We start from the raw sequence: 26986 nt of genomic DNA on the forward strand, positions 1-26986 counted from the left end.
GTCAGCGGGGCTGCAGGGGAGAACCGTCCAAGGCGCGCTCTTCAATCAGCTTCCCGCCCAGAATACGCTCCACGGCAGCCCGCCCAAAGACACGGGATTCTTCGATGGTTTCGTCTTCCGGACTGGGAATGTCCTCCGTCACGGTGGCGGGGGCTGCCTGGGTCCGTGCGGGTGCCTGAACACGGCCCGCTTGGGCTTCGGGGCTGTTGGTCAACCGCTGGTACAGGCTCTGGCGGCCATTCGGACTTCCCGACGGCGCGGCCTCCTCCAGTGTGGCTACCGAACCGTGCGCTTCCTCGGGTTGCGTCGCCAAGGATGGCCAGGTTGCCGGTGCGTTGCTGGCAGACGGGGCGGCGCTACTTGCCGGGGCGGGCATCGATTGGGTCGCGGGCCAGCTCGACGCCGGTGCGACGTCCCAGCTGGAGCTCGGGTTCTGCTCCGCGTTGGTGGGATGGCCGTAGGCAGCGGTGGCTGCTTCCGGCACCTGCGCTGCGGCGGGTTCGTAGTCAGGGGCGTCCGTTGCCGGGGCGACATCTTGGGCCGCTTCGGCGGGTTTCCTGCCCACATTGGACTCGGTGCCCACAACCCACGTCCCAGGCGCTTGCTCGACTGCACGGGACCACGGATCCTCGGACGCGTTGCCACGTGCTGCCTGGGACGCTGTGGTTGTGGTGGCCTGGGACGGTGTTGCCGACGCCCGGGGTGACGACGGTGATTGGGGTGTGGAAGGCGATGCCGATGCCGACGGGGACGGGCTGGCCGCTGCGGGGGCAGCCGTTTGCGTGCTGGTACGGCCGTAGCCCGAAGGCGGCTCCCAATCCGCAGGAGGCTCTTCATCCAGAGGCGGCGCGTCTTCGTCCAGCGGCGGACCCCAATCGTCGTCAGGGTACGAGTAATCGCCGGAGGGCTCGGGAGCCGGGGCCGAGACGGCTTCCGGTGCCACTGCAGTTGCCGGTGCAGCAGCCTGCGGGGGAGCTACTGGCGTGGCGGCCCGCGGGGGAGCTACTGGCGTGGCTGCCGGTGCGGATGCCGCCGTCGCCGAAGCGGGTGCGAGACCCCAGGCGGAGTCGACAGCTGATACCGGCGCCGGCGTCGAGGCTGCGTCCGCGGTGGCTGACGTAACAGCTGCTGCTGTTTCCACAGGGGACCCGGCACCAGCCGACGCCCGGGCGCTTGCTGGTGCCGCAGCAGCCGGAATGTCCCGGCTAGTAGGTGCTTTTGGGTTTGGCTCAGAGCTCGCTGAGCTGTTGCCGCCAGCGACCGCGACGATCTGGCAGTCGATGCCGATGGTCTTATGAATCGCCTGCCGAAGGTTCTCGGAGTGATCCGCACGCCCGAACGCACCAGCAAGACCGCCCGTGGTGAATGCCAACGTCAGCACCTGGCCGTCGAATTGGGCCACTTGGGCATTCGGTTCCACGAGAGCCCAGGTACTGCGCTTGATCTTGGTCAGCGTCTGAAGAACGTCCGGCCATGCACGGCGCAGAGCCTCCACGTCGCCGCTGCCAGCTGGGGTCGGAGCCTGGGCCTGCGCCGGAGCTGGAGCCTGCGCCGGAGCTGGAACCGGAGCTGGAGCCTCAACGGCAGGCTGCGGCGCTGCCTGGTGCGTCACCGTTGCCTGCGCCGGGGCTGCCCGCTGAACCTGCGGAGCTGCCTGCGACGGGGGAGTGGTGGAAGCTTGAACAGGTGGGGTTTGCTGTGCTGGTGCCGGGACAGGAGCGGCTTGGGCCGCAGCAGCTTCCGGTGCAGCAGCCCGGGAAGATCGTTCAGCAGCCGGACGATCTTCGATGGGCCAATCGCTGGTGGATACTCGCGGTGCTGTAATGGCGTCGCGTGATCCACTACTGGTTGACGGCTCGGGAGCGGCGGGGGCCGCGGCGGCAGGGGCTTCCGCTGGCGCCGGAGTTGCCGGGGCGAGCGGCGCAGCTGCCTGCGAGGTAGCCGCAGCTGCGGGTGGGCCGGCAGCGACAGCCGGTGCGCCGGCGTCGCCCGCGTAATTCAGGCGCCGTTCCACGCGGTCGATGCGGGCCGCGATACCCCGCTCCGTCTGCTCGGAACTGGGCAGGAGGATGCGGGCACACAACAGCTCAAGGTGGAGGCGCGGCGATGTGGCCCCGGTCATTTCCGTGAGCGCGGTATTGGTGACGTCTGCAGCCCGGGACAGCTCGGCTGCCCCAAGGTTGGTTGCCTGGTTGCGCATCCGGGCGATCTGGTCCGCCGGCATACCGCGGAGGATGGCCTGCGCGCTCTCGGGCATCGCTTGGACAATGATGAGGTCGCGGAAACGCTCCAGAAGGTCTTCAACGAAGCGCCGGGGATCGTGGCCGGTTTGGATGACGCGGTCCACGGCTTTGAAGACCACTGCGGCGTCGGACGCTGCGACGGCGTCCACGATGTCATCCAGCAAGGAAGCGTGCGTGTAGCCGAGCAGGGCAACAGCGAGCTCGTAATCCAGGCCGTTTGGTCCGGCGCCGGCCATGAGCTGGTCCAGGACGGACAAGGTGTCGCGAACGGAACCGCCACCTGCGCGGATGACCAGCGAAAGAACGCCGGGAGCGACAGGAACATTCTCCTGCTGGCAAAGGAGTTCGAGGTACTGCATGAGCGGCTCGGGTGGCACCAGCCGGAAGGGGTAGTGGTGCGTGCGGGAGCGAATGGTCCCGATGACCTTGTCCGGCTCCGTGGTGGCGAAGATGAACTTGATGTGTTCCGGCGGCTCTTCGACGATCTTGAGCAGTGCGTTGAAGCCGGCCGACGTGACCATGTGGGCCTCGTCAATGATGAAGATCTTGTAGCGGTCACGGACGGGGGCGAACGTTGCGCGTTCGCGGAGATCGCGGGCGTCGTCAACGCCACCGTGGCTGGCGGCATCGATCTCGATGACATCCAGCGAGCCGGAGCCTCCGCGTGCGAGTTCGATGCAACTGGGGCACTGGCCGCAGGGGGTGTCAGTGGGTCCCTCGGCGCAGTTAAGGCAGCGGGCCAGGATGCGTGCGGACGTGGTCTTGCCGCAGCCGCGGGGGCCGGAGAAGAGGTAGGCGTGGTTCACACGGTTCTTGCGGAGCGCCGTCATCAGCGGCTCCGTGACGTGTTCCTGCCCGATAACGTCCGCGAAAGAGTCCGGGCGATACCTTCGATACAGGGCAGTTGTAACAGTCACAAGTGAAACCTACCTATAGAGACTGACATTTAAATAAGTGACCCCTCATGCACCCGCCAGAGCCCATCTACCCTTGCTACCTTCCGGTCCTGGGGGAGTTCAACAGGATGACGCCACATGAGGGGCCGTCGACAAGCTTACCCGAACTTGGGTTGGGGTTCGAATCGGCTCGACGGGCTGTGGATAAGGCTCGACGGCGGGTGGTTAACCTTCTCACTTTGTCGGGGCTGGGTGGTAAACCTCGGACTGCATGAGGGGTTCGTTGGAAAGGTTGGGGCAGTGGGGCGGGATGAGTAGTGGGGATTGGGTTGACCCAAAGGACGTAACCGGCGAGATTCACAAAGACGTGCTCGCTGTGGTTCGTGTCCTCGTCGTCTCCGGATGGAGGCTGAGGCGCCAAGGGCACAAGTTCTACATGTACTGCCCCTGCGGATCTGGCGGTGCGCAGTTGAGGGTTGACGGCACTCCTGGGAATTCGTCCCAGCGAGCCAAGATCCTCCTTCGCGACGCACGTCGGTGTCCGGGCCAGCATGAACTACTCAGAGGGCGGCGGTAGCTGTTGTCACTTGTCAACACATTGGAATATTCTAAAACTATGACTACCGAGCACCCATTCGAAGTGCGTCTCCGTTTGCGGGAACTTCCCGAGCCGGTTGAAGACCTGCTTGTGGAACAACTTGACGCGATCGTGTCCCGCTTTGCGGAAGTGCCATATGTGACCGTGCTGCAGGACGCCGAGAGCGGCACACTGGCCGCCCACCGGGTGGTTGACCAGGTTCGTCATCTGGGTGGAGACGTTCTAGCAATTGATTTCGACTATGTCACCCGGGGTGAGATAGCGGAGCGGCTGGAAACGACACGACAGGCTGTGGCCCACTGGGTTGCCGGCGAGCGGCAAGCGGCTTTTCCATTCCCCCTTCCGGCCATCCAGGCGGGGGTCTCACTTTGGTGCTGGTCGGACGTCGTCAACTGGGCGCGCGCCTCGAACCGAGCTTTTAGCGCGGATGTAAGACTGATGTCCGCCGATGAGATCGCAATGATCAACGGAGAATTGGCAGCGGGGCGAATGCCCATCTTCGCCTGATCCGGATCACCGCCACCCATTCACCGGCCACGTCATGAAAGCCGGCTCCTCGTAAGGGTGCGCCGCCCGCAGAGCCAGCACCACGCCGTCGAGCCTGTCCTCCTCGACCACGCACTCAACACGGATTTCGGGCACCTGCTCCTCAATCCCAACCTCGCCGATAGCGGGCCGTGCTCCCGGCAGAGGCGTGAAGCGCCCAGTGCCCGGTGCGGTGAAGGTGCAGTGCGAGTAGTTCCCTATTCGGCCCCCGCCGGCGTCGCCGATGGCCAGGAGGACCTCTTCAATGTGGGTCTCTGGTACGTAAATCACCAAGGCGTGGAGCTGCGTCATGGGGACATCCTGTCAACAAACTTCGGCTACAAACAGGTCTCAACCATTGCAAATCACCCGGCCTCAGCGGACCATGGGTATGTACACCGATTGGGGCAATCTCAAGATTGTGAGCTGCGGGGCCTGGGAGCGAGGGGCCGGACCCGGCAGCTCAACGTTGTACCGCAAGAATGGGCGCGTTGGGGGCGTCCATTTTTCCGTTAACGAGCCCTCCTTCGAGGGTGCTTGGACGTGGCAAATCAGCCCGATTACACGATGCCGAAATTCTCAGGTACAGTAGTATCTGCTTTCGAATCGGAAGCAAGGAGAATTCGCCTAGCGGCCTATGGCGCACGCCTGGAACGCGTGTTGGGTTAACGCCCTCGGGGGTTCAAATCCCCCATTCTCCGCCGAAAAAGGCTCCGGGATCCACGTGATCCCGGAGCCTTTCTCTTTGCCCAAAATTCGGCTCCCGCCATGATGGTTTTCCGGCATGAGGTCCGCACATTCCGAGCACGCCATTTGTCCTATGACGCGCTTTGCCGGACCTCTATGCCCTCCTAGGATTGCGTGGACTTGTTCGCAACCAGAGGGGATCCGGTGTCGGACCTTAGTGCGGCCCTGCCGAGTCGGGCTCGGGCGGCGGACCTGGACGCCATCAGGCTTATCGGAATCGCTGCCGTAGTGGTTGGGCATGTCTGGACGTCCGGGCCGTTCACTGACGCCCTGTTCGCGTGGCATGTCCCCGTATTTTTCATCCTGACGGGCTATCTATGGAAACCGGGCCGGACGGTGCGCGATGAGATCACCCGCCGCTCCAAGACGCTCCTGGTCCCGTACGTTGCTTGGCTGGCCGTCATCAGTGTCGCGTTCGCTTCCGTGGAGTACCTGCGCGGCGGATCCCTACCCGTCGAAGCACTCCGAAATGCAGTCTACGGCGGAGCTTTCGCGGTGCGACCATACTCCGCATTCTGGTTTGTACCGGTCCTCTTTTTCACGGCTGTGCTGTGCCGCTGGCTGGAACGCTTTCCGGCGTGGGTTGCGTGGATCATCGCTGGACTGGGGCTGGCAGCAAGCGTTATTGCGGGGGAGGTGATGGCAAGGACGCCGCTGGGAATAGCTTTGGCAGTGCCGTGCCTGGTGTTCGTCCTCGTCGGTCGCGCTTTGCCTGCCATGGTCCAACGCGTCTGCTATAGAACCGCCGTGGGCGTGAGTCTGGTACTTGCCGGCGTTGCCCTGACGGTGGGCGGTGTGGTGCGGCCGCTGAACATGAAAGACGGCGACTTCGGCACGGTCGCGTTGAGCGTGGTCAACGCATCAGCAATGAGCCTGGGGCTCATTCTTGTCTTCGCAGCGCTTTACCGCGGGGTTGGCCCGGCAGTGAATCGCCTGACGATCCGGCTGGCCTCCGCCGGGCTGGTGGTGGTTCTCAGCCACGCATTTTTCCTCTACCTGCTCAACACGCCTGCGTCGGGAGCGATCTTTGACGCAGTTGTAGCTTTGGCGTTGCCCTTTGCTCTCGCCTTACTGGTGCTCCGGTCGCCGCTCCGCCGCTGGCTTGTGGGTTAGCCGTCAGCCTGCTGCTCGGTATCTTTCTGCTGAGCGGCGGCCACCCGTTCCAGCACTTCCCGGCAGGCCAGAATTGCCGGGTGGATCCGGCCGGCCGTCCTGGTGGAGGTGAACACGGTTCGCTCCGGCAGGCCAGGAAGGTCCAGGAGTTGGACTGTGCGGCTGCGGCCGGTCCACACGAGGTCCGGCATGAGTGCCACGGCGTTCCCGGATTCGATGAGCCGGATTTGGGCTTGGAGGTCGGCTGTTTCGTAGCGCACGTCCGGCTCGAATCCCGCGGACCGGCAGGCCTGCTCTGCCCAATGCCGGGATGCTGCGCCGCGGGGTTCCATGACCCACGGCATGGACGCCGTGTCAGCGAGGGTGGCTACGGTTTCGCCGCCAAGTCCTACGGGGGGAGTGGCCAGCCGGATGGCGTCGCTGGTAAGGGTAACCCGGTCCAGGCCGCTATGGTGCGGGGCCGCGTGGCCCGGGTATTGCTCGGCCACCACAAGGTCGAAGTCCCGCGCCCACGTTTCGTAGAGTGCGGTCTCCGGTTCGCGCTGTGTCATCTCCACGCGTACCTCGGGATACTCCTGGCGCATGATGGTGAGGAACTCAGGCAGCAACGCCAGTGCCGCGGACTGGAACACCGCCAGGCGCACGGTCCCGGTCACCGTGGACAGCGATGCCGCGAGCTCAGTTTCGGCTCGCTCCAAGGTTTCCAGCAGCGCAGCGGTGTGGGCCACCAGGATCTCCGCCTGCGGAGTCAACTGCACCCGACGCCCCGCTTTTCGCAGCAGTTCCACCCCCGCTTCCTTCTCCAATAGCGTCAGCTGCTGCGACACCGAAGAGGGGCTGTACTGCATCGCATCGGCTACCTCGGCGAGGGTTCCGCGGATCTTCAATTCGTGCAGCAAACGCAGCCTGCGGACGTCCAGCACGGCAGCCTCCAAAGATTCGGGATGAGTAATGAATATTCGTCAGAAAAGATCGCTTTTCCTAACGTGATTGTAGATCCATACTGATGGAAACAAACAAACTTCTCCGCCCCAGAAGGAGCCCCCATGACCAGCACCCTCCCGGATGCCACCGCCCCGCGCACCCAGGATTCCGGGCAGTTCGATGCTTTGGCTCAGGAAGCCATTGCCTTGGTCCGCCACTGGCTTACCGAAGCCAGCAAGATCCCCGTGGACGTGTCCGCGCAGCGCCTCGCCGGCGTCTTGAAGGACCCGCACGGCCTTGACTTCACTGTCGGATTCGTCGACGGCGTCATCCGCCCCGAGGACCTGTCCGTCGCCGGCCGGAAGCTGGCCGAGCTGGCTCCGAAGGTGCCGAAGTTCCTCCCCTGGTACATGCGCAGCGCTGTCCGCGTGGGTGGCGTCATGGCTCCGATCGTCCCGCAGCTTGTCATCCCGATCGCCCGCCGCGTGCTCCGCGAAATGGTAGGCCACCTGATCGTTGACGCCACCGACGCCAAGCTTGGCCCGGCCATCGCCAAGATCCGCCAGGACGGTGTTCACCTCAACGTGAACCTCCTGGGCGAAGCAGTTTTGGGCGAGCACGAAGCCCAGCGCCGCCTGGATGGCACGTTGAAGCTCCTTGCTCGTGAAGATGTGGACTACGTTTCCATCAAGGAATCCTCCACCGTGGCACCGCACTCCCCGTGGGCTTTCGACGAAGCCGTGGATCACGTCGTGGAGAAGCTCACCCCGCTCTACCGCCTCGCTGCCTCCTTCCCCAAGCCCAAGTTCATCAACCTGGACATGGAGGAATACAAGGACCTCAGCATGACCATCGCGGTGTTCAAGCGAATCCTTGACATGCCCGAATTCAAGAACCTCGAGGCCGGCATCGTCCTGCAGGCCTACCTGCCTGATGCTCTCGGTGCCATGCAGGAACTGCAGGAGTGGGCGTCTGCCCGACGTGCCCAGGGTGGCGCTCCCATCAAGGTCCGCGTGGTCAAGGGTGCCAACCTTCCCATGGAGCAGGTTGAAGCATCCCTGCACGATTGGCCGTTGGCTACCTGGGGCACCAAGCAGGACTCGGACACCAGCTACAAGAACGTCATCAACTACGCCCTCACCCCCGAGCACATCGATGCTGTTCGCATCGGCGTCGCCGGCCACAACCTGTTCGACGTAGCCTTCGCCTGGCTACTCGCCAAGGAACGAGGCGTAACGAAGGGCATTGAATTCGAAATGCTCCTGGGCATGGCAACGGGCCAGGCCACCGCGGTCCGCAAGGACGTTGGCAGCCTCCTGCTCTACACACCCGTGGTCCACCCGGGTGAGTTCGACGTCGCCATCGCTTACCTGATCCGCCGCCTCGAAGAGGGCGCCAGCCAGGAAAACTTCATGTCCGCAGTCTTTGAACTCAGCGAAAATGAAGCGCTGTTCAAGCGCGAGCAGCAGCGCTTCCTGGACTCCCTGGCCGGAATGACGGACGAGGTTCCGGGCCCCAACCGCAAGCAGGACCGCCGTCTCCCCGCCGAGCCCGCGCCGCTGGAGGGCTTCATCAACACCCCGGACACGGACCCGGCGCTCCCGGCCAACCGTGCATGGGGCCGCGACATCCTCAAGCGCATCCCCGGTTCCACCGCCGGCAACAAGATCGTGGAGTCCACCAAGGTCTCCGACGCTGCCCAGCTGGATCGGATCATCGCCACCGCCGTTGACCACGGCAAGGCCTGGGGCGCCCGCCCCGCCGCCGAGCGCGCAGCCATCCTGCACCGCGCCGGCGAGGTCCTCGAGGCCCGCCGCGCTGAACTCCTGGAGGTCATGGCGTCCGAGACCGGCAAGACCATCGATCAAGGCGACCCCGAGGTCAGCGAAGCAATCGACTTCGCTCACTACTACGCCGAGCGCGCCAAAGACCTGGAAACGGTGGACGGCGCCAGGTTCGTCCCAGCCAACCTCACCGTGGTGACCCCTCCGTGGAACTTCCCGGTGGCGATCCCCGCAGGTTCGACGCTCGCAGCGCTCGCCTCGGGCTCCGCCGTCGTGATCAAACCTGCAAAGCAGGCCCGCCGCTCCGGCTCGGTCATGGTGGATGCCCTGTGGGAGGCTGGTGTGCCGCGCGAAGTGCTGGCACTCGTTCAGCTTGAAGAGCGCGAGCTCGGCACCCAGTTGGTCTCGCACCCCAGCGTTGACAGGGTCATCCTCACTGGTGGCTACGAAACGGCTGAGCTGTTCCGTTCCTTCCGTCAGGACCTGCCGCTGCTCGCGGAGACCTCCGGCAAGAACGCCATCATCGTCACCCCGAGTGCCGACCTGGACCTTGCCGCCAAGGACGTCGTGTACTCGGCCTTCGGCCACGCAGGCCAGAAGTGCTCGGCTGCCTCGCTGGTGATCCTGGTGGGCTCAGTGGCCAAGAGCGCACGCTTCCACAACCAGTTGATCGACGCGGCCCGCTCACTGACCGTCGGTTACCCGGAGAATGCAACCACCCAGATGGGGCCGATCATCGAAGCGGCCAACGGCAAGCTCCTCAACGCCCTCACCACCCTGGGCGATGGCGAAACCTGGGCCGTCAAGCCCGAGCGTCTCGACGAGACCGGCCGCTTGTGGTCCCCGGGCATCCGCTCGGGCGTCAAGCGTGGCTCCTACTTCCACCTGACTGAGTTCTTCGGCCCGGTCCTGGGTGTCATGACCGCTGAGACCCTTGAAGAAGCCATCGCCATCCAGAACGAGATCGAGTACGGCCTCACCGCCGGCCTGCACTCCCTGGACTCCGCGGAAATGGGCGTCTGGCTGGACAGCATCCAGGCCGGAAACCTTTACGTCAACCGCGGCATCACCGGTGCGATCGTTCAGCGCCAGCCGTTCGGTGGATGGAAGAAGTCGGCCGTTGGCGCCGGAACCAAGGCCGGTGGACCGAACTACCTGGTGGGCCTGGGCAGCTGGCTTCCCGCCGAGGCCAAGGCCAAGCGGGGCACCATGCTTCAGGGTGCGGCTGCGCAGCTTCTCGCGGCTGCCAAGTCCGCTGACGTGACGGCTCAGGAGCTTCAGATGCTGCAGCAGTCACTCTTCAGCGACGCAGCAGCGTGGGAATCCGAGTTCGGCACCGCGAAGGATGTTTCCGCCCTGTCGGCTGAGCGCAACGTCTTCCGCTACCGTTCCCTCCCCGTCACGGTCCGCCTCTCCGAAGGCGAGCGGCTCGCTGACTTGCTCCGCGTCGTAGCAGCCGGTGCAGTGGCTGGCTCGAAGCTGACGGTGAGCTCCGCCGTCGTACTTCCCGACGCTGTGGTGAGCGTGTTCGCGAACCTGGGCGTCAGCGTCCGGATCGAGGACGACGCCGCCTGGCTGGCCCGGGCGGCACGGTTCGACGCCGGCCGGATCCGCCTGATCGGTGGCGACTTCGCCGCGCTGAGCGCAGCCATGGGTGGTCGTCTGGACGTGGCGGTCTACCACGGCGCTGTGACCCAGGCCGGCCGGATCGAGATGCTGCCGTTCCTCCGCGAGCAGGCCGTTTCCATCACCGCGCACCGTTTCGGCACCCCGAACCACCTCTCGGACCACCTGATCTAGCACGCGAGAACAGGTTGAAAGCCAACCCCTCTGCGATACTCACTTGCGCGGAGGGGTTGGCTTTCGGCTTTAAGCCTCCGCGTATCCCAGCCTCTGCAACCTTCGCCGGGCGGCCAGCTCACTGGGTCCGTGGGAGCCCAAGGCAAAGCGAACCATGCCCAGCACGGCCCGGGCAGCGGTGATGACGGGCAAAGGAACCGGACCCAAACCGGCACGGCGAATACCCAGCATTTCGCGATACTTGGGTTCAAGGCTTGCGACGGCGGCCGCGAACAGGATGGTGTAGCCGGGCTTGAGGAGTGGGCTTAGGGGCGGATAGCGGATAAAGGACACCGTCTGGGCGAGCCGCTCGTCGGCCCTGAGTATCCCGGAGGCGTACCACTGTTCGAGTTCGTCACGGACCTGAGCCTCAGTGAGCGGCGGGTCTACAACTCCCATGAGCCTCCCCGCGGCCGCCCATTCACGAACGTAGGCATCAGGACCGCCCGGGATGGGCCTTCCCCAGATGCGGTTGGCGGTGATGAAGGAATCCGCGTAGGTGACGTGAACCCAGCGGAGAAGCTCGGGATCGTTGGCGGCATACCCGCGCGTGACCCCGTTGCCGTCCACGTACGTCCCCCGGACGCGCTCATGGATCTTCCGCACACGGGCGGTGGCTGCCTCGGCGGCCTCCGTGGAACCGTACGTCACCGTGAAAATCCAGCGGACAGTGTTTGCCAACCGGCCAAGAGGGTCCTTCTGAAATCCCGAGTGCTCATAAACCCCTGCCAGAGCGCCGGGATGCAGGGCCTGCATCAGCAGGACCCTGATCCCGGCCACAATGGTAGCCACATGACCATGCACCGCCCATACCGCTGACCCCGGAAGGTGATAGCCGGCGTCGTTCCCTTCAGCAAGGCGCGGTACCCACTCCGGAGGCGTGCCCGACGTCCCTGTGAACGTGCGCTGCAGCTCATGCCTATACTCCGTGAGGTAATTCCTCATAGATCCCATGAGACCTCGCTTTGGCTCGCCTGTACAGGGGAGATCAGCTGCGCACGCGTCGCCGTTTCGGTGCTGCCGCCACCAAGAGCGCGGCGATGGCGACGGCGGCACTCAGGATCAGGCCCGGACGGTACTGTTCCAGCATGGCTTGGGCGCTGACGGTTCCGGCGGCCTGACCGTGTCCGCTGACGAGGGCTGTGGTGACTGCCAAAACCGGTGCGGCGCCCACTTGGGTGCTCGTTTGTATCAGCCCGGCAGCCAGCCCCTGCTCGGAATCGCGAATGCCGGCAGTCGCCTGAGAATCAGTTGTGTGGCACCGAACTTTTCAATGAGGCGGTCCGCGAACGGCGCGCTGCCCATGACCAGCAAACCTGCCGGCAGCAGGGCAAGCGCCATTCCCAGCGGTGTCCAGCCCAGCACCGACTGCAGGTACATGGTGACGATGAACTGGAAGCTGAGGTAGGAGCCGAACAGCCCCACGGCGCTGAGGTTTGCCCTGGCCACCCAGCCTTCCTTGAGGATGCTGAAGCGGATCAGCGGATGCTTGACCTTGTTTTCGATCACCGCGAAGGCTGCCAGCACGGCGATGGACACTGCGAATCCGGCGATTGTTGCCACAGATCCCCAGCCCTGCTCCGGTGCTGAAACCAAGGTGTAGACCAGGCCAAGCATGCCCAGTGCGAGGGTAACGGCACCCCAGATATCGTGCCCGCTGTTCTCCGCTGAGGGCTTGTCCTTGGGGATGAATTTCATGCCCAGGAGGACAACCACCACCGCGATGGGAACCGAGACCAGGAACGTCCAACGCCAGCTCAGGCTGGTCATGAGGCCGCCCACCACCAGGCCCAGTGAGAAACCGCTGGCGCCGAACGTGGTGAAGATGGACAGCGCTTTGTTGCGCTCGCGGCCTTCGGCGAAGTTGGTGGTGATGATGGAGAACCCGGTGGGTGCAGTGAACGCGGCGGCCAGTCCCTTGATGAACCGGGTAGCGATCAGGATGGCGGGGTCGTCAACCAGCCCGCCCAGCAAGGACGCCGCGGCGAAGACGGTCAAAGCGATAAGGAAGATTCGACGGCGGCCCAACAGGTCCGCGAGTCGGCCGCCCAGGAGCAGGAGGCTCCCGTAACCAAGGACGTAGGCGGAGACGATCCACTGCAGGGAGTCGGTTCCGAGGTTGAGTTCCTGCCCGATGGACGGCAAAGCAACGCCGACCATGGAGACGTCCAGCCCGTCCAAAGCCAGGACGGTGCACACAACCATGAGCAGCAGCCACTGGGCTCGCGTCCAGTGAACGGCTGAAACCAAAGGCGGCTCGGTTGAGGTCTTGAGGGTGGTGGGTCGCGTCATGGATTTGAATGTACATGACGCGTCATTCAATGACAAGGAATATGATGTGTCATCTTATGACGTGGATTCTAACGTCGTAATGAACTAGAATCGGACCATGGCAACGACGCGTGACCGTCAACTGCAGGACCGCCAATTGGTGGAGCAGTGGCGCAGCATCCAGAACTCCTACTTCCGCACCGCCGGAGCGATCGACCGCGCGCTCGAAGCCAAGTTCGACATTGGCCTCAACGAGTTCGAAATCCTGGACCTGGTGGCCGAGAGCGAAGAGTCCGCGTGCCGCATGAAGGCCTTGGGGGAGCGCACCCCCATGACCCAGAGTGCTGTGTCAAAGGTGGTGGATCGCCTGGAAAAAGCGGGCCTGGTGTCCCGCGAAACCTGCGCCGACGATCGCCGGTCCCTCTTCCTGGAATTGACCGAGGCGGGCCGCGCACTTCACGCCACTGCCGCCGTCGAACACCGCGCCCTGCTCAAGGAAAACCTGGGCTCCTAGCCGCAGAAGTCCAAGCTCAAGATTCTTGAGCCAAAACTGAGGCAACCTTTCGGTAGAAGGGACCCGGGAAGCCTTTATTTCTCCCCTGATACCCGCAACAATGGTGCTTGCACGCCAGGCTGGGGTTTGGTGCCGCTGGCTTTGGGGAGTGTTTTGTGGGCAAGCATCATGAATCAGACCGGGCAGTAGAACTGATCCGCACCGTAGGTTTCCACCGCGTTCTGATCGCAGGGAGCCTCGCGGTCCTCGCCTTCTTCGCGTTTGGCTTCCAACCCTTGAACGCTGTCTCCAGCAGTTCCGTGGGCGGAGCACTGGCGCAGGGGGTGGTGGAACCGACAGCCCTGGGCACCCTGGTGCCGCCGGAAGCCGAAACCCTGGTCATCGACCCCACCATGGAACCACCCCAGCAGGTTGCCGGTACGCCCATGGTCTACTTCGACCGCGCCATGATCCGCACAGTCAGCAAAGACGGCTCCACAGGTCTGACCGTTGCCTCCGCAGGGCTGTCACGACCCCCTGCAGGGAGCCTCTATTCGCCGCTTGAGGTCCTCAACAAAAGTTCGTCCTACGGCTACCGCTATAGCCCCTTGACGGGCCTGGCCGGAGAATTCCACTGGGGCCAGGATTACGCAGCCGCCTGCGGTACGCGTGTGTACGCTGCCGACGCCGGCGTGGTGCGGGCTGTCGGATGGCACGTATGGGGCGGTGGGAACCGGGTTGAAATCGAGCACGGCAACGGCCTGGTCACCACCTACAACCACCTCCAGGCGATCGGCGTCACTCAAGGCCAATCGGTGCGGGTGGGCGAGGTCATTGCAGAGGTTGGGACCACCGGATGGTCCACCGGCTGCCATCTTCACTTTGAGACGATCGTCAACGGCCTTCATACTGATCCCGCCAACTGGACGCTGTTGCCCATCCGGCAGGTTGATGCGCTGCAAACCATCGCCATGGTGAACTACCAGCCCGGTGTTGGCACCGGCACCTCGGCAACACCGCAGTGGGCCGTTCCGGTGTCGGATGGCACCACCCGGGCCGTCATCGGTGGAGAGCACGAAAACGACGAACCCCTTCCGGTTCCACCCTCAGCTCCCTCGGGCACCACCCCGCCTGCCACCAACCCACCCAGCAGCCCTGGCGTTACCCAGACCACCCCGCCTGCCACCACGACGCCGGTTCAAACCACGACGCCGACGCCCTCACCTTCCGTGACGGCTACTCCGACGCCGACCGCCACCCCCACGCCGACCCCTACGGCTACAGTGACACCGACGCCGACCACCACTGCGACACCGACGCCGACTGCCTCCACAACACCATCGCCGTCAACCAGCGCGCCGGAAACCAACACAGTCCCGCCGGCTCTGGTAGCACCCGCTCCGGCTGCACCGGCCCCCGTAGCGCCTGTTGTGGTGGAACCTGCGCCGGTGGTTGTGGCGCCAGTACCTGTTGCACCCGCGCCGGTAGTTACCCAGGCCGTTGCTCCAGTGGCTCCTGCCCCTCCGGTGGCTCCTGCACCCTCGCCTGTTGCAGTCCTCCCGACGTCGCTGCCGGCAGTAGTCCTGCCGCCCGGATACATTCTGATCGCCCCGGACCTGGTCCAGCGGCCGGACGGTGTGCTGGTGCCGTTGTCCTCGCTCATCCTTCCCACGCCCTAGGTTTCGCCACCCAAGCCGGCTCCCGTAAGCTCGATGGCGGCAATACCGCCAGACGACGTCGTCAGGAAGCGAATCCCATGACCAGCCTGTACAGCATTCCCCTCACCTTCAACGATGGCACCGAAGCAGACTTCGGCCGCTTCGAAGGCCAGGCGGTCCTGGTGGTAAACGTCGCTTCAGAGTGTGGCTTCACGCGCCAGTACGCAGGCCTCGAGGAGTTGTACGGCAAGTACCGCGGCCGGGGCTTGGAGATCCTGGGGGTGCCTTGCAACCAGTTTGGCGGGCAGGAGCCCGGCGCGGACCAGGAGATCGCTGAATTCTGCGAACGGAACTTCGGTGTGTCCTTCCCGTTGACCAGCAAAGCCAACGTCCTGGGAAAGCAGCAACATCCCTTGTTCGCGGAGCTGACCCGGGACGAGGATGGGCAGTCGGCCAAGGTCAAGTGGAACTTCGAGAAGTTCGTCATAAACCGCAAGGGAGAACTTGTAGCAAGGTTCCCATCCGCAGTGGAGCCCGACTCCGAATACCTCATGAAAGCAGTGGAAGAGGCGCTGGCATAGACGCCGCTGATCCAGAAGGGAGAAAAGTAATTTTCCAACATTCCGCCGGATGTTACCCAGTTGTTGGCTTGTTGTCTGGTTGGATTGGGACTACTGGATTGATACGGGAGAAGCCGTCTCCCACCAAACGCTAAGGCGAAGCTATGGAGCTCATCGAGGCCGAATACCCCAAACCAGGTCATGTGCTTTTGCACCTGAGCGATCTTCACCTGGTGGGTGGTCCGGGCACGCTCCACGGCTCGGTGGACAGCTCGGCCAGGCTCCGGGAGATCTGTGAGCAAATCATCGCCTCAAGGATCCGACCCGAGGCCATCATTTTCACCGGAGACCTTGCCGACAAAGGCGAGTTGGAAGCTTACGAGCACCTCCGCGAAATGATTGAACCCCTGTGTGCGTCACTTGGAGCCAAAGCTATTTGGGCCATGGGCAACCATGACAACCGGGCAAACTTCCGTTCAGCGTTCGCCGACGCCTCTGCAGCCAGCAAGCCCCAAGACCCCGTGGACCGCAGCTACTTCGTCAACGGGCTCCGCATCATCACCCTGGACACCACGGTCCCCGGCCACCACTACGGCGAACTGTCGGAATCGCAGCTGGAGTGGTTGGAAGCTGAATTGGCAACGCCGGCCCCGGACGGCACCATCCTGGCCCTCCACCACCCGCCCGTCCCATGCGTGCAGGACCTCGCCGTCCTGGTGGAGCTGCGTGGCCAAGCCGCACTGGCCGCCGTCGTGCGTAATACTGACGTCCGCGCCATCCTTGGCGGTCACCTGCATTACTCGACGACGGCGAGCTTCGCCGGCATCCCGGTATCGGTCGCCTCAGCTACGTGCTACACCCAGGACCTGGCGGTGCGCGCCGGCGGACAGCGCGGGCGCGACGGAGCGCAGTCGTACAACATGATCCATGTTTACGAGCACACGATCGTGCATTCAGTGGTCCCGATGTCCGGAGGAGTCACTGTAGGTGAGCCAGTGGATGCCGACGAGGTTCAGCGGCGCTTGGCCGAAGCCGGTATCCGCATTCCGCACGAGTCCCGGGTAGGGGCTCACACATCGCCGGGCACGCACACCTCTTCGCTTCCGATGGTTTCCTCCGGCCCTACTTCTCCCAAGGCGCCTTAACCGGGAAGTACTTCTCCAGGAAGTCGGTCACCAGGTCTGCGCGCTCGTTTGCTTCAACCTCGGGGAAGCTGCCGTCGTTGAGGCAGAAGAAGTCCATGTGGCGCTTTGCCAGGAGCTTGGGCAGATAGTGCAGCCCGGCCCACATGGTGGAGTCCACATATCTGACCTTTGCGCTGGTCTGCGTGACGGCGCGGCCCGTGAGCAGGGCGTAGTAGTGATAGAACGAGTTGGTCACGGAAATGTTGTCCGCGGCCCGGAACCGGCTACCTGCGGTCTTCGCGAACTCGGCCGGGAATTCCTTCTCCATTTGTGCCACCACACTCCTACGCAGCGGCGCGGCCGTGTGCTCAAGGTGCCGGGTGGTGATGCGGCCAAAGCGCTCCCACAGCAACTTGCGGTTCACACGGGCCGCGTTCTCAAAACCGCTGCGTTCGGCGTCGTTCTCGCCCAGGCCGATCCGGGTGTCGGCCTCGATGAACTTGGTGATGCCGCCGGGCGTGAAGAACATGTCAGGACCCACGGGACGGCCAAAGAACATGTCGTCGTTGGAGTACAGGAAGTGCTCCGAGAGGTCCTTGATGTGGTGCAGCTGGCATTCCACGGCTTGGGAATTGTGGGTAGGCAGAACTGAGGGGTCGGCAAAGAATTCCTCGCTCCGGACGATGGTCACCGAAGGGTGGTCGGCCAGCCATTCCGGTGCGGGGGAGTCCGTTGCGATGAAGATCCGCCGGATCCACGGAGCGAACATATGCACTGAGCGCAGCGCGTACTTCAGCTCGTTGATTTGCCGGAAACGGGCTTCGTGGTCATCGCCCTCGCCGAGGACGGCGTCGGCTTGCTGTGCGCGCCTCCTGGCGATGTACTCGGGGTCGCTGCCGTCCACCCACGAGAAAACGATGTCGATGTCGAAATCGATGTCGCTGGCGTGGTCCGCGAACATGTTTTCGATAGTGGGCCAGGACAGGCCATGCCTCTGAACCGTGCCTCGCACCGCGTCCTGACGCAACATGGTGCGGCGGGTCAGGGAGTTCTCCACAGGGAGTTCCAGGTGGTCGCCCTCGAACCTCCACAGCTCAAGCTGTACGCCCAGGGCGGGGCCGTACCAGAGACCGCCGCCGATCTCGACGCGCGGCCGGTACAGGCGGAAGATCCGGGCTTTCCGGTTTGCGGACAGCTCGCCATCTGCAACCAGCACCGAGGTCTTCTTTTTGGCATCCACGGTCATGGAGTAGAACGGCTCATTGCGGAAAGCCGAGACCAGCGCCTCCCGGACGTCCTTGCGGGACTCCCAGTCCACGGCAATGACGGGCCGCTCATCATTTCCGCGCACCAGGATGAAGTCGATACCGGCAGCGTCCAAAGCGGCCCGGACAGCCAGGAGATCGGACACCATGGCCTGTTGCGGGGTCAGGTCGTCGTTGACCAGGGCGTACCGCCCGCGGTGACGAACGACGTCGGACCTGTGCTTAAGATGCGCGACGACGGCAGGCGAGATTGCCTCAGCAATCGTGTCCTCTTCGATGGACGGGCTGCCGTGGTAAATCGGATCGACCTGTGCTTGTGTGATGGCTGTATCTCCGGGATCTTTGCGGTGCGGGTTGCTCTGAAACTCTAAAACTCTAAACTCTGTTGCGCTGGAACTTAGATCGAAAGGGCCTCGCGCCAGCTGCGGAGGAATGCGCCGCCGGCGTCGTCGTGGATGACGTCGTCGGCCAGATCAAGGTCGGCCGCCGTCAGGATGGTGTAGGGCTTGACGGGTATGCCATCTGCCGGCCGGACGTCCACGTGCTTCACATCGTGATCGTTGTGGTGAAGCCAGTCTGCCATGGCGTAGTCCGTACGGGAATCACCCACAGTCCTCCAGGAGAGCGGGGTGATGCCCTGGGCCGCCAGGAGTTCAACGGCCCGGCTGGCCCCGAGGTCCTTGCCCAGGCGGACGGATTCGATGTCCGTGGAGATGATGGTGGGGTCCAGGCGGTAGTCCGCAGTGTCATCGGACTCCGGTGCGTGGTGGTCCAGGATGGCGGCGTTGAGGCCGTGGCGTCCCATGATCTCCAGTGCATCGGCGTCGAAAAGCTTCTGCTCGGCCAGGTAGTCCTTGCTGGCCACGTCCACGTGCTGCTCCACCGAAACCATGGCGCGCTTGGTCTCATCGAAGAACATGTGCGCCGAGTAGTCCTCGGCAACAAGCCTGCGGATATCGTCCCCGTACGCTGCGGGCACGGCGAGCTGGTGGTCCACATGGATGGGACCGGGCCCTTCTGCGGTGTAGCTGAACCAGACGGCGCCCTTCTCGCAGATTGCGTGAATGACAGTGTCAGCCGGCATGCCCGCCGCAATCATGGGCTCCATGACCTGCTCGCTGATAAACGCATCCGAGCGCCCCGTGTTGAAGATGACCGGTATGCCCGCGGCAGCCAGGGCCACCATGTCCGCAATGATGTCCGGCTTGACGTCGCGCGTCACAGGGCTGGCGATGGGACCATCGACGTCCAGCAGCAGCGCCAGCGCGGGCGTCGCACGGGCAGCGGTCCGGTGAGTACCTTGGAGCGGTTGAGTCATGCCCCCATTCTGTCAGTCCCGGAGGTTCCCATCACAGCTATGACTTCTGTGACGCCATGCGAAGGTTAGTCACCTTTTGGCCACAACCTGCCTGTGCTGCGGGTCACAAGTTCCGTTAGCGCGGCATCTTCCATAGGCTTGCAGGGTGATCTTCAAAGCTGTGGGCGAGGGACGCCCGTACCCTGACCATGGATTCTCTGCGCCGCGGGACTGGGCTGCCCTGCCCCCGCGGCCCATCCGCCTCGATGAATTGGTGACCACCAAACGGACCTTGGACCTGGAGGCGCTGTTGGCTGAGGACTCAACGTTCTTCGGTGATTTGTTCCCGCACGTGGTCCAGTATCAAGGGGTCATGTACCTCGAAGACGGACTTCACAGGGCGGTCCGAACCGCGCTCCACCAAAGGACAGCCATTCACGCACGTGTATTGGTAATCGATGGCTAGCAAGGGCAGGCGTCCCAAAGATGTGACGCAACTCCATGGACACCGGGTAGTCACAGGGCCCGAACTTCGGGCGACCTTTGCCGAGGACGAGCTGGCGCACAAAGGCCGCTTCCGGCGGAGGCTGTTCCATGGAATTGTCCTTGTCCTGTTGGTGGGTGTCATAGCTGCCGGCGCGGTGGGTGCGTGGGCGATCATGAACGGTGTGGTCAAGGTTCCCAGCGCCATCGCCAGCAAAGCTCCCATTAGCCTGTGTCCCACCACCACGTTCGACTACGTCCCGAACGAGACCGTGACGCTCAACGTCTTCAATGCCACCTCACGCGGAGGGCTGGCCGGCACAGTGGCAGAACAGTTCACGGCCCGGGGCTACAAGGTGGCCTCGGTGGACAACAGCGATACCGCCTATTCGGGCATTGGCGTGGTGGTCTCGGGCGTCAAAGGCCAGGCCGCGGCGTTCAATATCCAGCGGAACCTTGCAGGAACGGATTACTTCGAGGACAACCGTGAGGACGAGTCCGTGGACGTGATCCTCACGCCAGGCTTCGAAGGTTTGGTGGAGCCACAGTTGGTGGACCAGACACCGGGCACGCTGGAGTGCCCGCGGGAGGACCTGCGGATCGCTGACAACTCCAAATGGCCCATTATTCCGACGCTTCCTGCAGGGCAGTAGTTAGCCAGCCAGGGCGTCGTGGGCTGGCGCTTCGAGCCTGACGGGCCTGCCGGCGTCGTCGAACCGGGCACCAGCGCCCAACTGAATGAAACGCACCGTCTGTGCCGTATGAAGTTCAACAGCTGAGTGAGGCTCGACGTCGGAGGCCGGCGACGGCGCGGGAGTCTCGCCGTCGGGCGTTCGGTTGCGGCGTGCGGCGCTGGCTGAGAGCGTTCCGAGAATGAGCCGCGCCAACTGCTCGACGTCGACGTCCGGCAGATAGCCCTGCCGTACTCCGTCCTGGAGGATGTCCTGCAACAGTACGTTGAGATCTCCCACGTGGTCGGCCAGCTTGGCGAAGGACCCGGGGGAGAGGACTGCAGCCATGGCCGGGCCAGGGGGCAGATGGCGTCGGCTGAGATCCTCCACCTGGGCGCGGACGTAAAGGGCAAGGCGGTCAACCGGGTTTTCCAGCGCGGCCAGTGAATCGCGGAGGTCCACAATGAAGCGCTCGGTCTCGTCCAAGGCATACGCGATGAGCAGTTGCTCCATGTCCGCGTAGTAGTTGTAGACAGCCGTGCGTCCCACGCCGGCGTGGCGCGCAACGTCGGTCATGGTGAGGCCGGGGAGTCCATGGGTGAAGAGGAGCTCTCCAAAGGCGGTGAGAATCCGACGTTGGGTCGCGGCGCGTTGGGCAGCATTCGTGGCGGCCGTGATCCTTGGCATACAGACACTTTACCGCGATCTGTCACTAAGAGCGGTGAAGCGTTGACATCAACTGTGTGCAGAAGCCTGTGCCGTGGTGCGGCGGAGGACCAGATGCGGTGTCCGGACCACGCTGCCCGGTGACTGTGTCCCCTCGATTCGGTCTACCGCCCGGCCAACGGCGGCGGCAGCAAGGAGCGGAGCGTCCTGGCTGACAGAGGACAATTGCACGTAACTTAGCCTGGCGAAGTGACTGTCGTCGTAACCGAGTATGGAGACATCCGCGGGAATGCTGATCCCCGCGGCCTTGAAGCATTCCATTACTCCCAGCGCCTGCCTGTCATTGAAGGCGATGACAGCCGTGGGCAGATCCGTCTGAAGGATCTGCCCCGCACCCATGCCGTCCTCCTCGCCGGGGCCGCCTGGAATAATCACAGGTTGCAGGCCGTGCCGGATCATTTCGGTACAGTACGTCTCCCGACGTTTGTCCGACGAGACGGCAGAGCCACCGTCCACATGAACGATCCGTCGATGGCCAAGGCTCACCAGGTGGTCCACGGCTATCGAGATGCCGGCGTAATCATCACTGCTGACCGAGTCCACAGAATCGCCTACGTCGTCGCGTAGCAAGCTCACAACCGGCACTTGGCGGGCGTGCAGTGCCAGGTCTTCCGCGCTGAGGGTGGGAGCGATGATGATCAGCGCCTCCGCACCTACATCCAGCAAAGTCTCGATGGCGCGGGCCTCAGGCCTGCCGTTGGCCACTGCGCTCAGTGCTATTTCATAGCCTCTGGCCGAGGCCTCGGCATAGGCGGCATCCACGATTTCGGCATGAAAAGGCTGTGAACTGGAAAAGATGAGGCCCAGGAGTTTGGTTCGGCTGCTTCGCAGCAGCCTGGCCCGGGAGTCCGCGCGATATCCGAGTTGGCGGGCCGCCTCCAAGACTTTTTGCCGCGTTGATTCCGCCGCGCCGGGTGCACCCCGCATCACGATGGAAACAAGTGCGCGTGAGACACCGGCGGCCTCGGCTACGTCCATCAGGGTGGGGCGGCGCTGCAGTTCGGACATATTTTCCTCCAAGTGCGTTCAGTGTATAGAACGATCTAGACGCAGTGCGAATCGCATGCCACTATGGATCGACTAGAACGATCTAGAAGAATTTTTTAGGAGCAAGCATGGGTTACCTTCAGCATCCGGCCAGAGAAGACCGGCCGGTTCGTATTGGTCTGATTGGAGCGGGGTGGATTGGGACTTTCCACGCTGAATCCGTGGCGCAACGCATCCCCTCTGCCCGGCTTGAAGCAATCGCCGACCCCGCTCTTCCCGCCGTCGAGGCATTGGCGGGCCGCCTGGGTGTGGGCAAGATCAGCACCGACGCCGAGGATGTACTGAACGATCCGGACGTGGATGCTGTCCTCATCTCCGCTCCGGCGCGGTTTCATTCCGGGCTGATCGCGGCAGCAGCGCGGGCAGGTAAGCATGCCTTCTGTGAAAAGCCGGGAGGCCGAACGGTGGAAGAGCTTGATGCGGCCCTGGAAGCAGCACACGCCGCAGGCGTGGTTGTCCAGTTCGGTTTCAACCGCCGCTACGCGAATGACTTCGCTGCCGCCCGGCGACTCATCGATGCCGGCGCCGTAGGGACCCCGCAACTGCTTCGGTCCTTGACCCGCGATCCAGGCAGCCCGGACGGGATCGCCAACCCGGAGCGGATTCCGCCGGGCACCATCTTCCTTGAAACACTCATCCACGACTTCGACACCCTGAACTGGCTGAACCCGGGCGCTGTCCCTGTTCGCGTTCATGCTGTGGCTGACGCGCTGGTGGCTCCTGAAGCAAAGGAGGGTGGCCTGTTGGATACTGCCGTGGTCACTGTGACCTACAGCAACGGGGCCATTGCCGTGGCCGAGGCCAACTTCAACGCGCTTTACGGCTATGACGTGCGGGGAGAAGTTTTTGGCTCTGCCGGAATGGTGACGGCGGGAGGCCCCCAGGCCACCACGGCCACAAGCTACACCGCCGCCGGTATCAATGCGGACACCGTCCGCCTGAATGTTGACCTCTTCCATGATGCGTACACAGTCGAACTCGCCCACTTTGTGGAGTCGGTGAAGGCTGACCGCGACGGCATTCAGGCCTCCGCTGCTCCCAAAGCTCCCGGTGGAATCGATGCGCGGAACGCCCTTGCCGTGGCCCTTGCCGCCACCCGTTCAGCCCAAACCGGGTTGCCGGTTGATGTGGCAGATATTGCCGTCCTTAGCCCAGCGGAACCCGCGCTGCAAAGGGTGGGGGATAAAGCATGAGCTTCCGCCTGGCTGCCTGCGCTGAGATGCTCTACGGCGAACTGCCGTTGATAGAGCGTGTGAAGAGAATTCATGAGCAAGGCTTCGAGGTGGAGTTGTGGGACACCCGGGGAGGGGACATCCCGGCCCTGGCAGCAACGGGCGCCCGGTTCTCTTCGATGAGCGGTTACTTTGGCGGTAGCCTCACTGACCCCGGTAGCGCAGATGAAGTGCTGGCATCGGCGGAGAAGCTGATTCCTGTCGCGCTTGAACTTGGTATCGAGCGCATGGTGGTCCACCCTGCAGAACTCGGAGAAGGCGGCAGGGCTGTCCGCCCCGTTCACCGGTCTACCGGCGAGATGTGGCTGACGGGCCGGAGCACGCTCGAACGTCTGGCGGCCTTGGGCGAGAAGCACGGTGTGGTCTTCGCCTTGGAAAACCTGAACACCGTCCTGGACCACCCCGGAATCCCTTTGGCACGCGCCAAAGACACCTTGGCGCTGGTGGCGGCGGTGAACCACCCCAACGTCAGGATGATGCTGGATCTCTATCACGCCCAAATTGGTGAGGGGAACCTCATTGAACTCGTCCGGGCCGCATTGCCTTGGGTAGGAGAAATACAGGTAGCCGACGTCCCCGGCCGCTGTGAACCCGGCACCGGGGAAATCAACTACACCGGTGTGGCATCAGCCCTGAAGAAGGCCGGATACGAGGGCGTGGTGGGTTTGGAGGCGAATGCCGCGGGAGGATCCGGCCTGGAAGCAGGGGACACCGCGCTGGCGGCCTTCCGTGCGGCCTTTGATAGCTAGCTGGGTGCGGCCGACGCATCCGTCCGAGATGACGGCGTGAGCTTTTGCGTTGACGCCCGCGGGCGCCAGTCCTCTGCGTCCGCGGGCCAAAACTCGCGTAGCATCAAGGAAAACCGGTCAACAGCAGCGCCGGCCAACAGCAGCTAGGGGGCGTCTTGCGCGCAACGGTCAAGGACGTAGCGCGCCGTGCGGGGGTCTCGCCCAAAACGGTTTCGAATGTGATGAATGGGATCGTGCCTGTCAGCGGCCCCACACGGCTCAGGGTTGAGCAGGCCATGGCTGAGCTGGATTACGTCCCCAACCTTTCGGCACGCGGACTGCGGAACGGGCGCTCAGGGGTCATTGGGCTGGCGTTGCCGGACCTGGCCACTCCGTTTTCCGCAGAGATTGCCCAAAGCATTGTGGAGATTGCCCACGAGCAAGGCTTTAGCGTGCAGATCGAGGAAACGGGCTCGGATCCACAGCGTGAGCAGGAGTTGATGACACGTGCGCGGGCCAACCTCATCGACGGCCTGATCCTCAATCCCGTGGTCCTGGATGAGAGTGCCGTGAAAGTTGGCATTGCACTGCCTCCTGTAGTCCTGCTCGGTGAGGTGTCCCAGCAGTTGGCTGACCGGGTGTTTGTGGACAGCTTCGCAGCCGCGCGGGACATGACCCTGGCGCTCGCCAGCTCCGGACGGCGGCGTATCGCCGTGCTGGGCACCACCCAGGGGCGCGGATCCGCGGCGGCCCTTCAGCGTACCCAGGGGTATGAAGCGGCTCTGGACAGCCTCGGGATTCCGCGCGATGAATCGCTGATGATCCCGTGCGAAAAGTGGACGCCGGAAACCGCCGCGAAAGCCCTGGGTGCTTATCTGGAAGCGAATCCCGTTCCCGAAGCATTGTTCTGCTTCACGGATTCCATGGCAATTGGTGCGCTGAACGTGCTCTGGAAGCGGGGCTTGCGGGTTCCGGAGGACATTGCGGTAGCGGGCTTTGATGACATAGCCGATGGCCGCTACGCCGTTCCTTCGCTGACCACGGTCTCTTTCGACAAGCGCACCATCGCCAGCGAGGCACTACGTCTGCTGACAGAGCGCATGGCGGACAGGGGCTCCGCGCAGCGCGTGGTCAGCGTTGAATACACCATCGTCGAACGGGACAGCACCCGCTCCTAGGGGGACGCTCCGCAAGGATGAGTCGAGAGTCATCCATCAAATTGTGCGCGCTAACAATTTTCTCTTGCCCTGCCTATTACATCGATGTAATGTGAGACCTGCGTCACCCTGGGGCCAACCTTAACTCCAGGGCGGGGACGCGCCGGAGCCGGAATTCCATGCAGTAGCAGTGCAGCAACGCACTCCAGTAAACGCACCACAGCAGTGACCTTTCAGCGGACCCATCCAAAGGAGTGACGGGTGAAGCAGTTTGAATCTTTGACCGGGAAACAGTTGTCCCGGAGACAATTAATGACAGGGTCAGCCCTCCTTGGCGGCGGCCTCCTGGCGGCAGGCCTCACGGGCTGCGGAGGTGCAGCACAGGCCGCGGCGGTTCAGGACATCGGGTTTTGGCACCTCCTTTCCGGCGGTGACGGCATCAAGATGCAGGCCATGATCAACGCCGCCAACCAGGCCAATCCAGGATTCAAGGTGCACCCCACCGTGCTTGCCTGGGGTCCGCCGTACTACACCAAACTGGCCATGGCATCGGCGGGAGGTCGCCCACCGGAGGTGGCCATCATGCACGCCAGCCGGGTTCCCGGGTATGCGCCAGGTGGACTCATTGAGCCGTGGGACCTTGACTTGCTGGCGGAAAACGGAGTCACCGCTGCGGACTTTGCCCCCAGGATCTGGGAAAAGAGCCAGCACAACGGCAAGGTCTTCTCCATCGCACTGGACTCCCACCCGTTCGTGATGTTCTACAACACGGATATAGCAGGAAAAGCGGGCGTACTGGCTGCCAACGGTCAGCTTCAGGAGGTCAGCTCGCCGGACGAGTTCAAAGCCATGGCCTTGGAAATGCAGAAGGTTACCAAGGCCCACGGCCTGTCCTTCGGCTACCTTGGCAGTGGTTCGCAGATGTGGCGACTGTTCTACACCCTCTACAAGCAGCACGGCGTTGACATGGAACTGACACCGGGTCAGCCCATGAAGGTGGACCGGGAAGCGGCTATTGAGTCGCTGGAATTCATGGCGTCCCTCTTTGACGACACCATCGCAGCCCAAGCCGGGGATATCAGCACGGGCATCGCGGAGTTTGCCCGCGGAGGATCGGGCATGCTGTTCAGCGGTGTGTGGGAGCTGCCCACCATGAAAAAAGCCGGCATCCCCGTCGATGCGGCCACCATACCCACCCTCTACGGAACACCCGCGTCCTACGCGGACTCACACTCCTTTGTCCTCCCGCGCCAACTGAAGCTCAACGAGGACAAGCGCAGGGACGTCTACAAATTCGTCACCGATGTCCTCAAAGGATCGCTGTCCTGGGCTGAAGCCGGACACATCCCCGGCTATCAGCCCGTGGTCCAGTCACAGGCCTACCGCGAGCTCACGCCCCAGATTCACTACGCCAACGCGGCGGAGATCATCGCCTACGATCCCGAATCCTGGTTCAGCGGTTCGGGCTCGGACTGGCAAACCTACTTCGCGGAGAACGTCCAGAACGTCCTTCTGGGAAGGGACAAGGCAGCTGCAGGATGGGATGCCTTCGAACAACGCACCAACACCCTCCTCTCCCGCCCCAACCCGGTTTAACCGGCCCCG

Annotated in this window: 23 protein-coding genes, 1 tRNA gene and 1 other RNA gene; 14 read left to right on the top strand and 11 right to left on the bottom strand. The window is 63.5% G+C overall.

What is annotated here, in order from left to right; translation table 11 throughout:
• Nucleotide 1: 1 nt before the first annotated feature.
• Nucleotides 2-3160, bottom strand: coding sequence for a DNA polymerase III subunit gamma and tau (locus ACZ5J0_RS03150; RefSeq protein ID WP_464094153.1), 3159 nt, complete (start codon nt 3158-3160; stop codon nt 2-4).
• Between the two features lie 33 nt (nt 3161-3193).
• Nucleotides 3194-3290, bottom strand: an RNA gene (gene ffs, locus ACZ5J0_RS03155) — signal recognition particle sRNA small type.
• A 465-nt stretch (nt 3291-3755) separates the two neighbouring features.
• Here ffs and ACZ5J0_RS03160 point away from each other — a divergent pair.
• Nucleotides 3756-4244 (top strand): hypothetical protein, encoded by a 489-nt coding sequence (locus ACZ5J0_RS03160; protein ID WP_142936753.1) that lies wholly within the window; start codon nt 3756-3758, stop codon nt 4242-4244.
• A 6-nt stretch (nt 4245-4250) separates the two neighbouring features.
• On the opposite strand, the gene ACZ5J0_RS03165 is transcribed toward ACZ5J0_RS03160, so the two are convergent.
• Entirely contained in the window at nt 4251-4574 is a 324-nt protein-coding gene (locus ACZ5J0_RS03165; protein WP_464094154.1) for a hypothetical protein, read from the bottom strand.
• 304 nt (nt 4575-4878) lie between these two features.
• On the opposite strand from ACZ5J0_RS03165, the gene ACZ5J0_RS03170 reads away from it, so the two are divergent.
• Together ACZ5J0_RS03170 and ACZ5J0_RS03175 are read left to right on the top strand one after the other, a co-directional pair.
• Nucleotides 4879-4963, top strand: a tRNA-Ser gene (locus ACZ5J0_RS03170).
• 190 nt (nt 4964-5153) lie between these two features.
• The gene (locus ACZ5J0_RS03175; protein ID WP_464094155.1) at nt 5154-6122 is read left to right on the top strand and encodes an acyltransferase family protein; all 969 of its coding nucleotides are present in this window, start codon (nt 5154-5156) and stop codon (nt 6120-6122) included.
• Here the strand turns inward: ACZ5J0_RS03175 and ACZ5J0_RS03180 are convergent.
• Nucleotides 6119-7045, bottom strand: a complete 927-nt coding sequence (locus tag ACZ5J0_RS03180; RefSeq protein WP_166841318.1) for a LysR family transcriptional regulator — start codon at nt 7043-7045, stop codon at nt 6119-6121. The two genes, ACZ5J0_RS03175 and ACZ5J0_RS03180, sit on opposite strands and share 4 nt — an antisense overlap.
• 123 nt (nt 7046-7168) lie before the next feature.
• Here ACZ5J0_RS03180 and ACZ5J0_RS03185 point away from each other — a divergent pair, with 123 nt between their 5' ends.
• A complete protein-coding gene (locus tag ACZ5J0_RS03185) occupies nt 7169-10630 on the top strand; it encodes a bifunctional proline dehydrogenase/L-glutamate gamma-semialdehyde dehydrogenase (protein ID WP_464094156.1) in 3462 nt (1153 codons plus the stop codon).
• A gap of 69 nt (nt 10631-10699) precedes the next feature.
• Here ACZ5J0_RS03185 and ACZ5J0_RS03190 read toward each other — a convergent pair whose 3' ends face one another.
• The 3 genes from ACZ5J0_RS03190 to ACZ5J0_RS03200 are packed head-to-tail and all read right to left on the bottom strand — an operon-like array spanning nt 10700 to nt 12961.
• Nucleotides 10700-11623 carry an oxygenase MpaB family protein gene (locus ACZ5J0_RS03190; RefSeq protein WP_142936748.1) on the bottom strand — a complete coding sequence of 308 codons (924 nt, stop codon included), beginning with the start codon at nt 11621-11623 and terminating at the stop codon, nt 10700-10702.
• A 34-nt stretch (nt 11624-11657) separates the two neighbouring features.
• Nucleotides 11658-11843: a hypothetical protein gene (locus tag ACZ5J0_RS03195; protein WP_250819655.1), complete on the bottom strand. Its 186-nt coding sequence runs from the start codon at nt 11841-11843 to the stop codon at nt 11658-11660.
• Nucleotides 11844-11860: 17 nt separating this feature from the next.
• Nucleotides 11861-12961: an MFS transporter gene (locus ACZ5J0_RS03200; RefSeq protein WP_464094157.1), complete on the bottom strand. Its 1101-nt coding sequence runs from the start codon at nt 12959-12961 to the stop codon at nt 11861-11863.
• Between the two features lie 97 nt (nt 12962-13058).
• Between ACZ5J0_RS03200 and ACZ5J0_RS03205 the strand changes: the two genes are divergently transcribed.
• From ACZ5J0_RS03205 to ACZ5J0_RS03220, 4 genes are all read left to right on the top strand, one after another.
• Nucleotides 13059-13454 (top strand): MarR family winged helix-turn-helix transcriptional regulator, encoded by a 396-nt coding sequence (locus tag ACZ5J0_RS03205; RefSeq protein ID WP_142936747.1) that lies wholly within the window; start codon nt 13059-13061, stop codon nt 13452-13454.
• 155 nt (nt 13455-13609) lie between these two features.
• Nucleotides 13610-15112 (top strand): M23 family metallopeptidase, encoded by a 1503-nt coding sequence (locus tag ACZ5J0_RS03210; protein WP_464094158.1) that lies wholly within the window; start codon nt 13610-13612, stop codon nt 15110-15112.
• 77 nt (nt 15113-15189) lie between these two features.
• A complete protein-coding gene (locus ACZ5J0_RS03215) occupies nt 15190-15672 on the top strand; it encodes a glutathione peroxidase (protein ID WP_142936745.1) in 483 nt (160 codons plus the stop codon).
• Nucleotides 15673-15815: 143 nt separating this feature from the next.
• On the top strand, nt 15816-16796 hold the full coding sequence (locus ACZ5J0_RS03220; RefSeq protein WP_166841324.1) for a phosphodiesterase: 981 nt from the start codon (nt 15816-15818) through the stop codon (nt 16794-16796).
• Here ACZ5J0_RS03220 and ACZ5J0_RS03225 read toward each other — a convergent pair.
• Together ACZ5J0_RS03225 and ACZ5J0_RS03230 are read right to left on the bottom strand one after the other, a co-directional pair.
• Nucleotides 16774-18189 (bottom strand): stealth family protein, encoded by a 1416-nt coding sequence (locus tag ACZ5J0_RS03225; RefSeq protein ID WP_142937104.1) that lies wholly within the window; start codon nt 18187-18189, stop codon nt 16774-16776. The two genes, ACZ5J0_RS03220 and ACZ5J0_RS03225, sit on opposite strands and share 23 nt — an antisense overlap.
• A 248-nt stretch (nt 18190-18437) precedes the next feature.
• Complete coding sequence (locus ACZ5J0_RS03230) at nt 18438-19358, bottom strand: Cof-type HAD-IIB family hydrolase (RefSeq protein WP_223941717.1); 921 nt, start codon at nt 19356-19358, stop codon at nt 18438-18440.
• A 145-nt stretch (nt 19359-19503) separates the two neighbouring features.
• Here ACZ5J0_RS03230 and ACZ5J0_RS03235 point away from each other — a divergent pair, with 145 nt between their 5' ends.
• Together ACZ5J0_RS03235 and ACZ5J0_RS03240 are read left to right on the top strand one after the other, a co-directional pair.
• Complete coding sequence (locus tag ACZ5J0_RS03235; protein WP_024819465.1) at nt 19504-19803, top strand: type II toxin-antitoxin system VapB family antitoxin; 300 nt, start codon at nt 19504-19506, stop codon at nt 19801-19803.
• 22 nt (nt 19804-19825) lie between these two features.
• The gene (locus ACZ5J0_RS03240) at nt 19826-20473 is read left to right on the top strand and encodes a LytR C-terminal domain-containing protein (RefSeq protein ID WP_142936742.1); all 648 of its coding nucleotides are present in this window, start codon (nt 19826-19828) and stop codon (nt 20471-20473) included.
• Here ACZ5J0_RS03240 and ACZ5J0_RS03245 read toward each other — a convergent pair whose 3' ends face one another.
• A complete protein-coding gene (locus ACZ5J0_RS03245) occupies nt 20474-21178 on the bottom strand; it encodes a TetR/AcrR family transcriptional regulator (protein ID WP_166841326.1) in 705 nt (234 codons plus the stop codon). It lies immediately after the preceding gene.
• Between the two features lie 48 nt (nt 21179-21226).
• On the bottom strand, nt 21227-22225 hold the full coding sequence (locus ACZ5J0_RS03250) for a LacI family DNA-binding transcriptional regulator (RefSeq protein ID WP_464094159.1): 999 nt from the start codon (nt 22223-22225) through the stop codon (nt 21227-21229).
• 107 nt (nt 22226-22332) lie between these two features.
• On the opposite strand from ACZ5J0_RS03250, the gene ACZ5J0_RS03255 reads away from it, so the two are divergent.
• The 4 genes from ACZ5J0_RS03255 (at nt 22333) to ACZ5J0_RS03270 (ending at nt 26977) form a co-directional block, all read left to right on the top strand.
• Nucleotides 22333-23457: a Gfo/Idh/MocA family oxidoreductase gene (locus ACZ5J0_RS03255; protein ID WP_464094160.1), complete on the top strand. Its 1125-nt coding sequence runs from the start codon at nt 22333-22335 to the stop codon at nt 23455-23457.
• Entirely contained in the window at nt 23454-24245 is a 792-nt protein-coding gene (locus ACZ5J0_RS03260; protein ID WP_250819649.1) for a TIM barrel protein, read from the top strand. The genes ACZ5J0_RS03255 and ACZ5J0_RS03260 overlap by 4 nt, the downstream gene beginning before the upstream one ends.
• A gap of 155 nt (nt 24246-24400) precedes the next feature.
• Nucleotides 24401-25402, top strand: coding sequence for a LacI family DNA-binding transcriptional regulator (locus ACZ5J0_RS03265; protein WP_166841329.1), 1002 nt, complete (start codon nt 24401-24403; stop codon nt 25400-25402).
• Between the two features lie 240 nt (nt 25403-25642).
• A complete protein-coding gene (locus ACZ5J0_RS03270; protein ID WP_464094161.1) occupies nt 25643-26977 on the top strand; it encodes an extracellular solute-binding protein in 1335 nt (444 codons plus the stop codon).
• The last annotated feature ends 9 nt before the right edge of the window (nt 26978-26986 follow it).

It is taken from the genome of Arthrobacter sp. DualSoilB13, assembly GCF_055389195.1.

Bases quoted from the DNA above. Each gene is read 5' to 3' on its own strand.
- ACZ5J0_RS03160 (WP_142936753.1), top strand. From the start codon at position 3,756: ATGACTACCGAGCACCCATTCGAAGTGCGTCTCCGTTTGCGGGAACTT.
- ACZ5J0_RS03165 (WP_464094154.1), bottom strand. From the start codon at position 4,574: ATGACGCAGCTCCACGCCTTGGTGATTTACGTACCAGAGACCCACATT.
- ACZ5J0_RS03185 (WP_464094156.1), top strand. From the start codon at position 7,169: ATGACCAGCACCCTCCCGGATGCCACCGCCCCGCGCACCCAGGATTCC.
- ACZ5J0_RS03190 (WP_142936748.1), bottom strand. From the start codon at position 11,623: ATGGGATCTATGAGGAATTACCTCACGGAGTATAGGCATGAGCTGCAG.
- ACZ5J0_RS03200 (WP_464094157.1), bottom strand. From the start codon at position 12,961: ATGACGCGACCCACCACCCTCAAGACCTCAACCGAGCCGCCTTTGGTT.
- ACZ5J0_RS03205 (WP_142936747.1), top strand. From the start codon at position 13,059: ATGGCAACGACGCGTGACCGTCAACTGCAGGACCGCCAATTGGTGGAG.
- ACZ5J0_RS03215 (WP_142936745.1), top strand. From the start codon at position 15,190: ATGACCAGCCTGTACAGCATTCCCCTCACCTTCAACGATGGCACCGAA.
- ACZ5J0_RS03220 (WP_166841324.1), top strand. From the start codon at position 15,816: ATGGAGCTCATCGAGGCCGAATACCCCAAACCAGGTCATGTGCTTTTG.
- ACZ5J0_RS03225 (WP_142937104.1), bottom strand. From the start codon at position 18,189: ATGGTGTCCGATCTCCTGGCTGTCCGGGCCGCTTTGGACGCTGCCGGT.
- ACZ5J0_RS03230 (WP_223941717.1), bottom strand. From the start codon at position 19,358: ATGACTCAACCGCTCCAAGGTACTCACCGGACCGCTGCCCGTGCGACG.
- ACZ5J0_RS03245 (WP_166841326.1), bottom strand. From the start codon at position 21,178: ATGCCAAGGATCACGGCCGCCACGAATGCTGCCCAACGCGCCGCGACC.
- ACZ5J0_RS03250 (WP_464094159.1), bottom strand. From the start codon at position 22,225: ATGTCCGAACTGCAGCGCCGCCCCACCCTGATGGACGTAGCCGAGGCC.
- ACZ5J0_RS03255 (WP_464094160.1), top strand. From the start codon at position 22,333: ATGGGTTACCTTCAGCATCCGGCCAGAGAAGACCGGCCGGTTCGTATT.
- ACZ5J0_RS03260 (WP_250819649.1), top strand. From the start codon at position 23,454: ATGAGCTTCCGCCTGGCTGCCTGCGCTGAGATGCTCTACGGCGAACTG.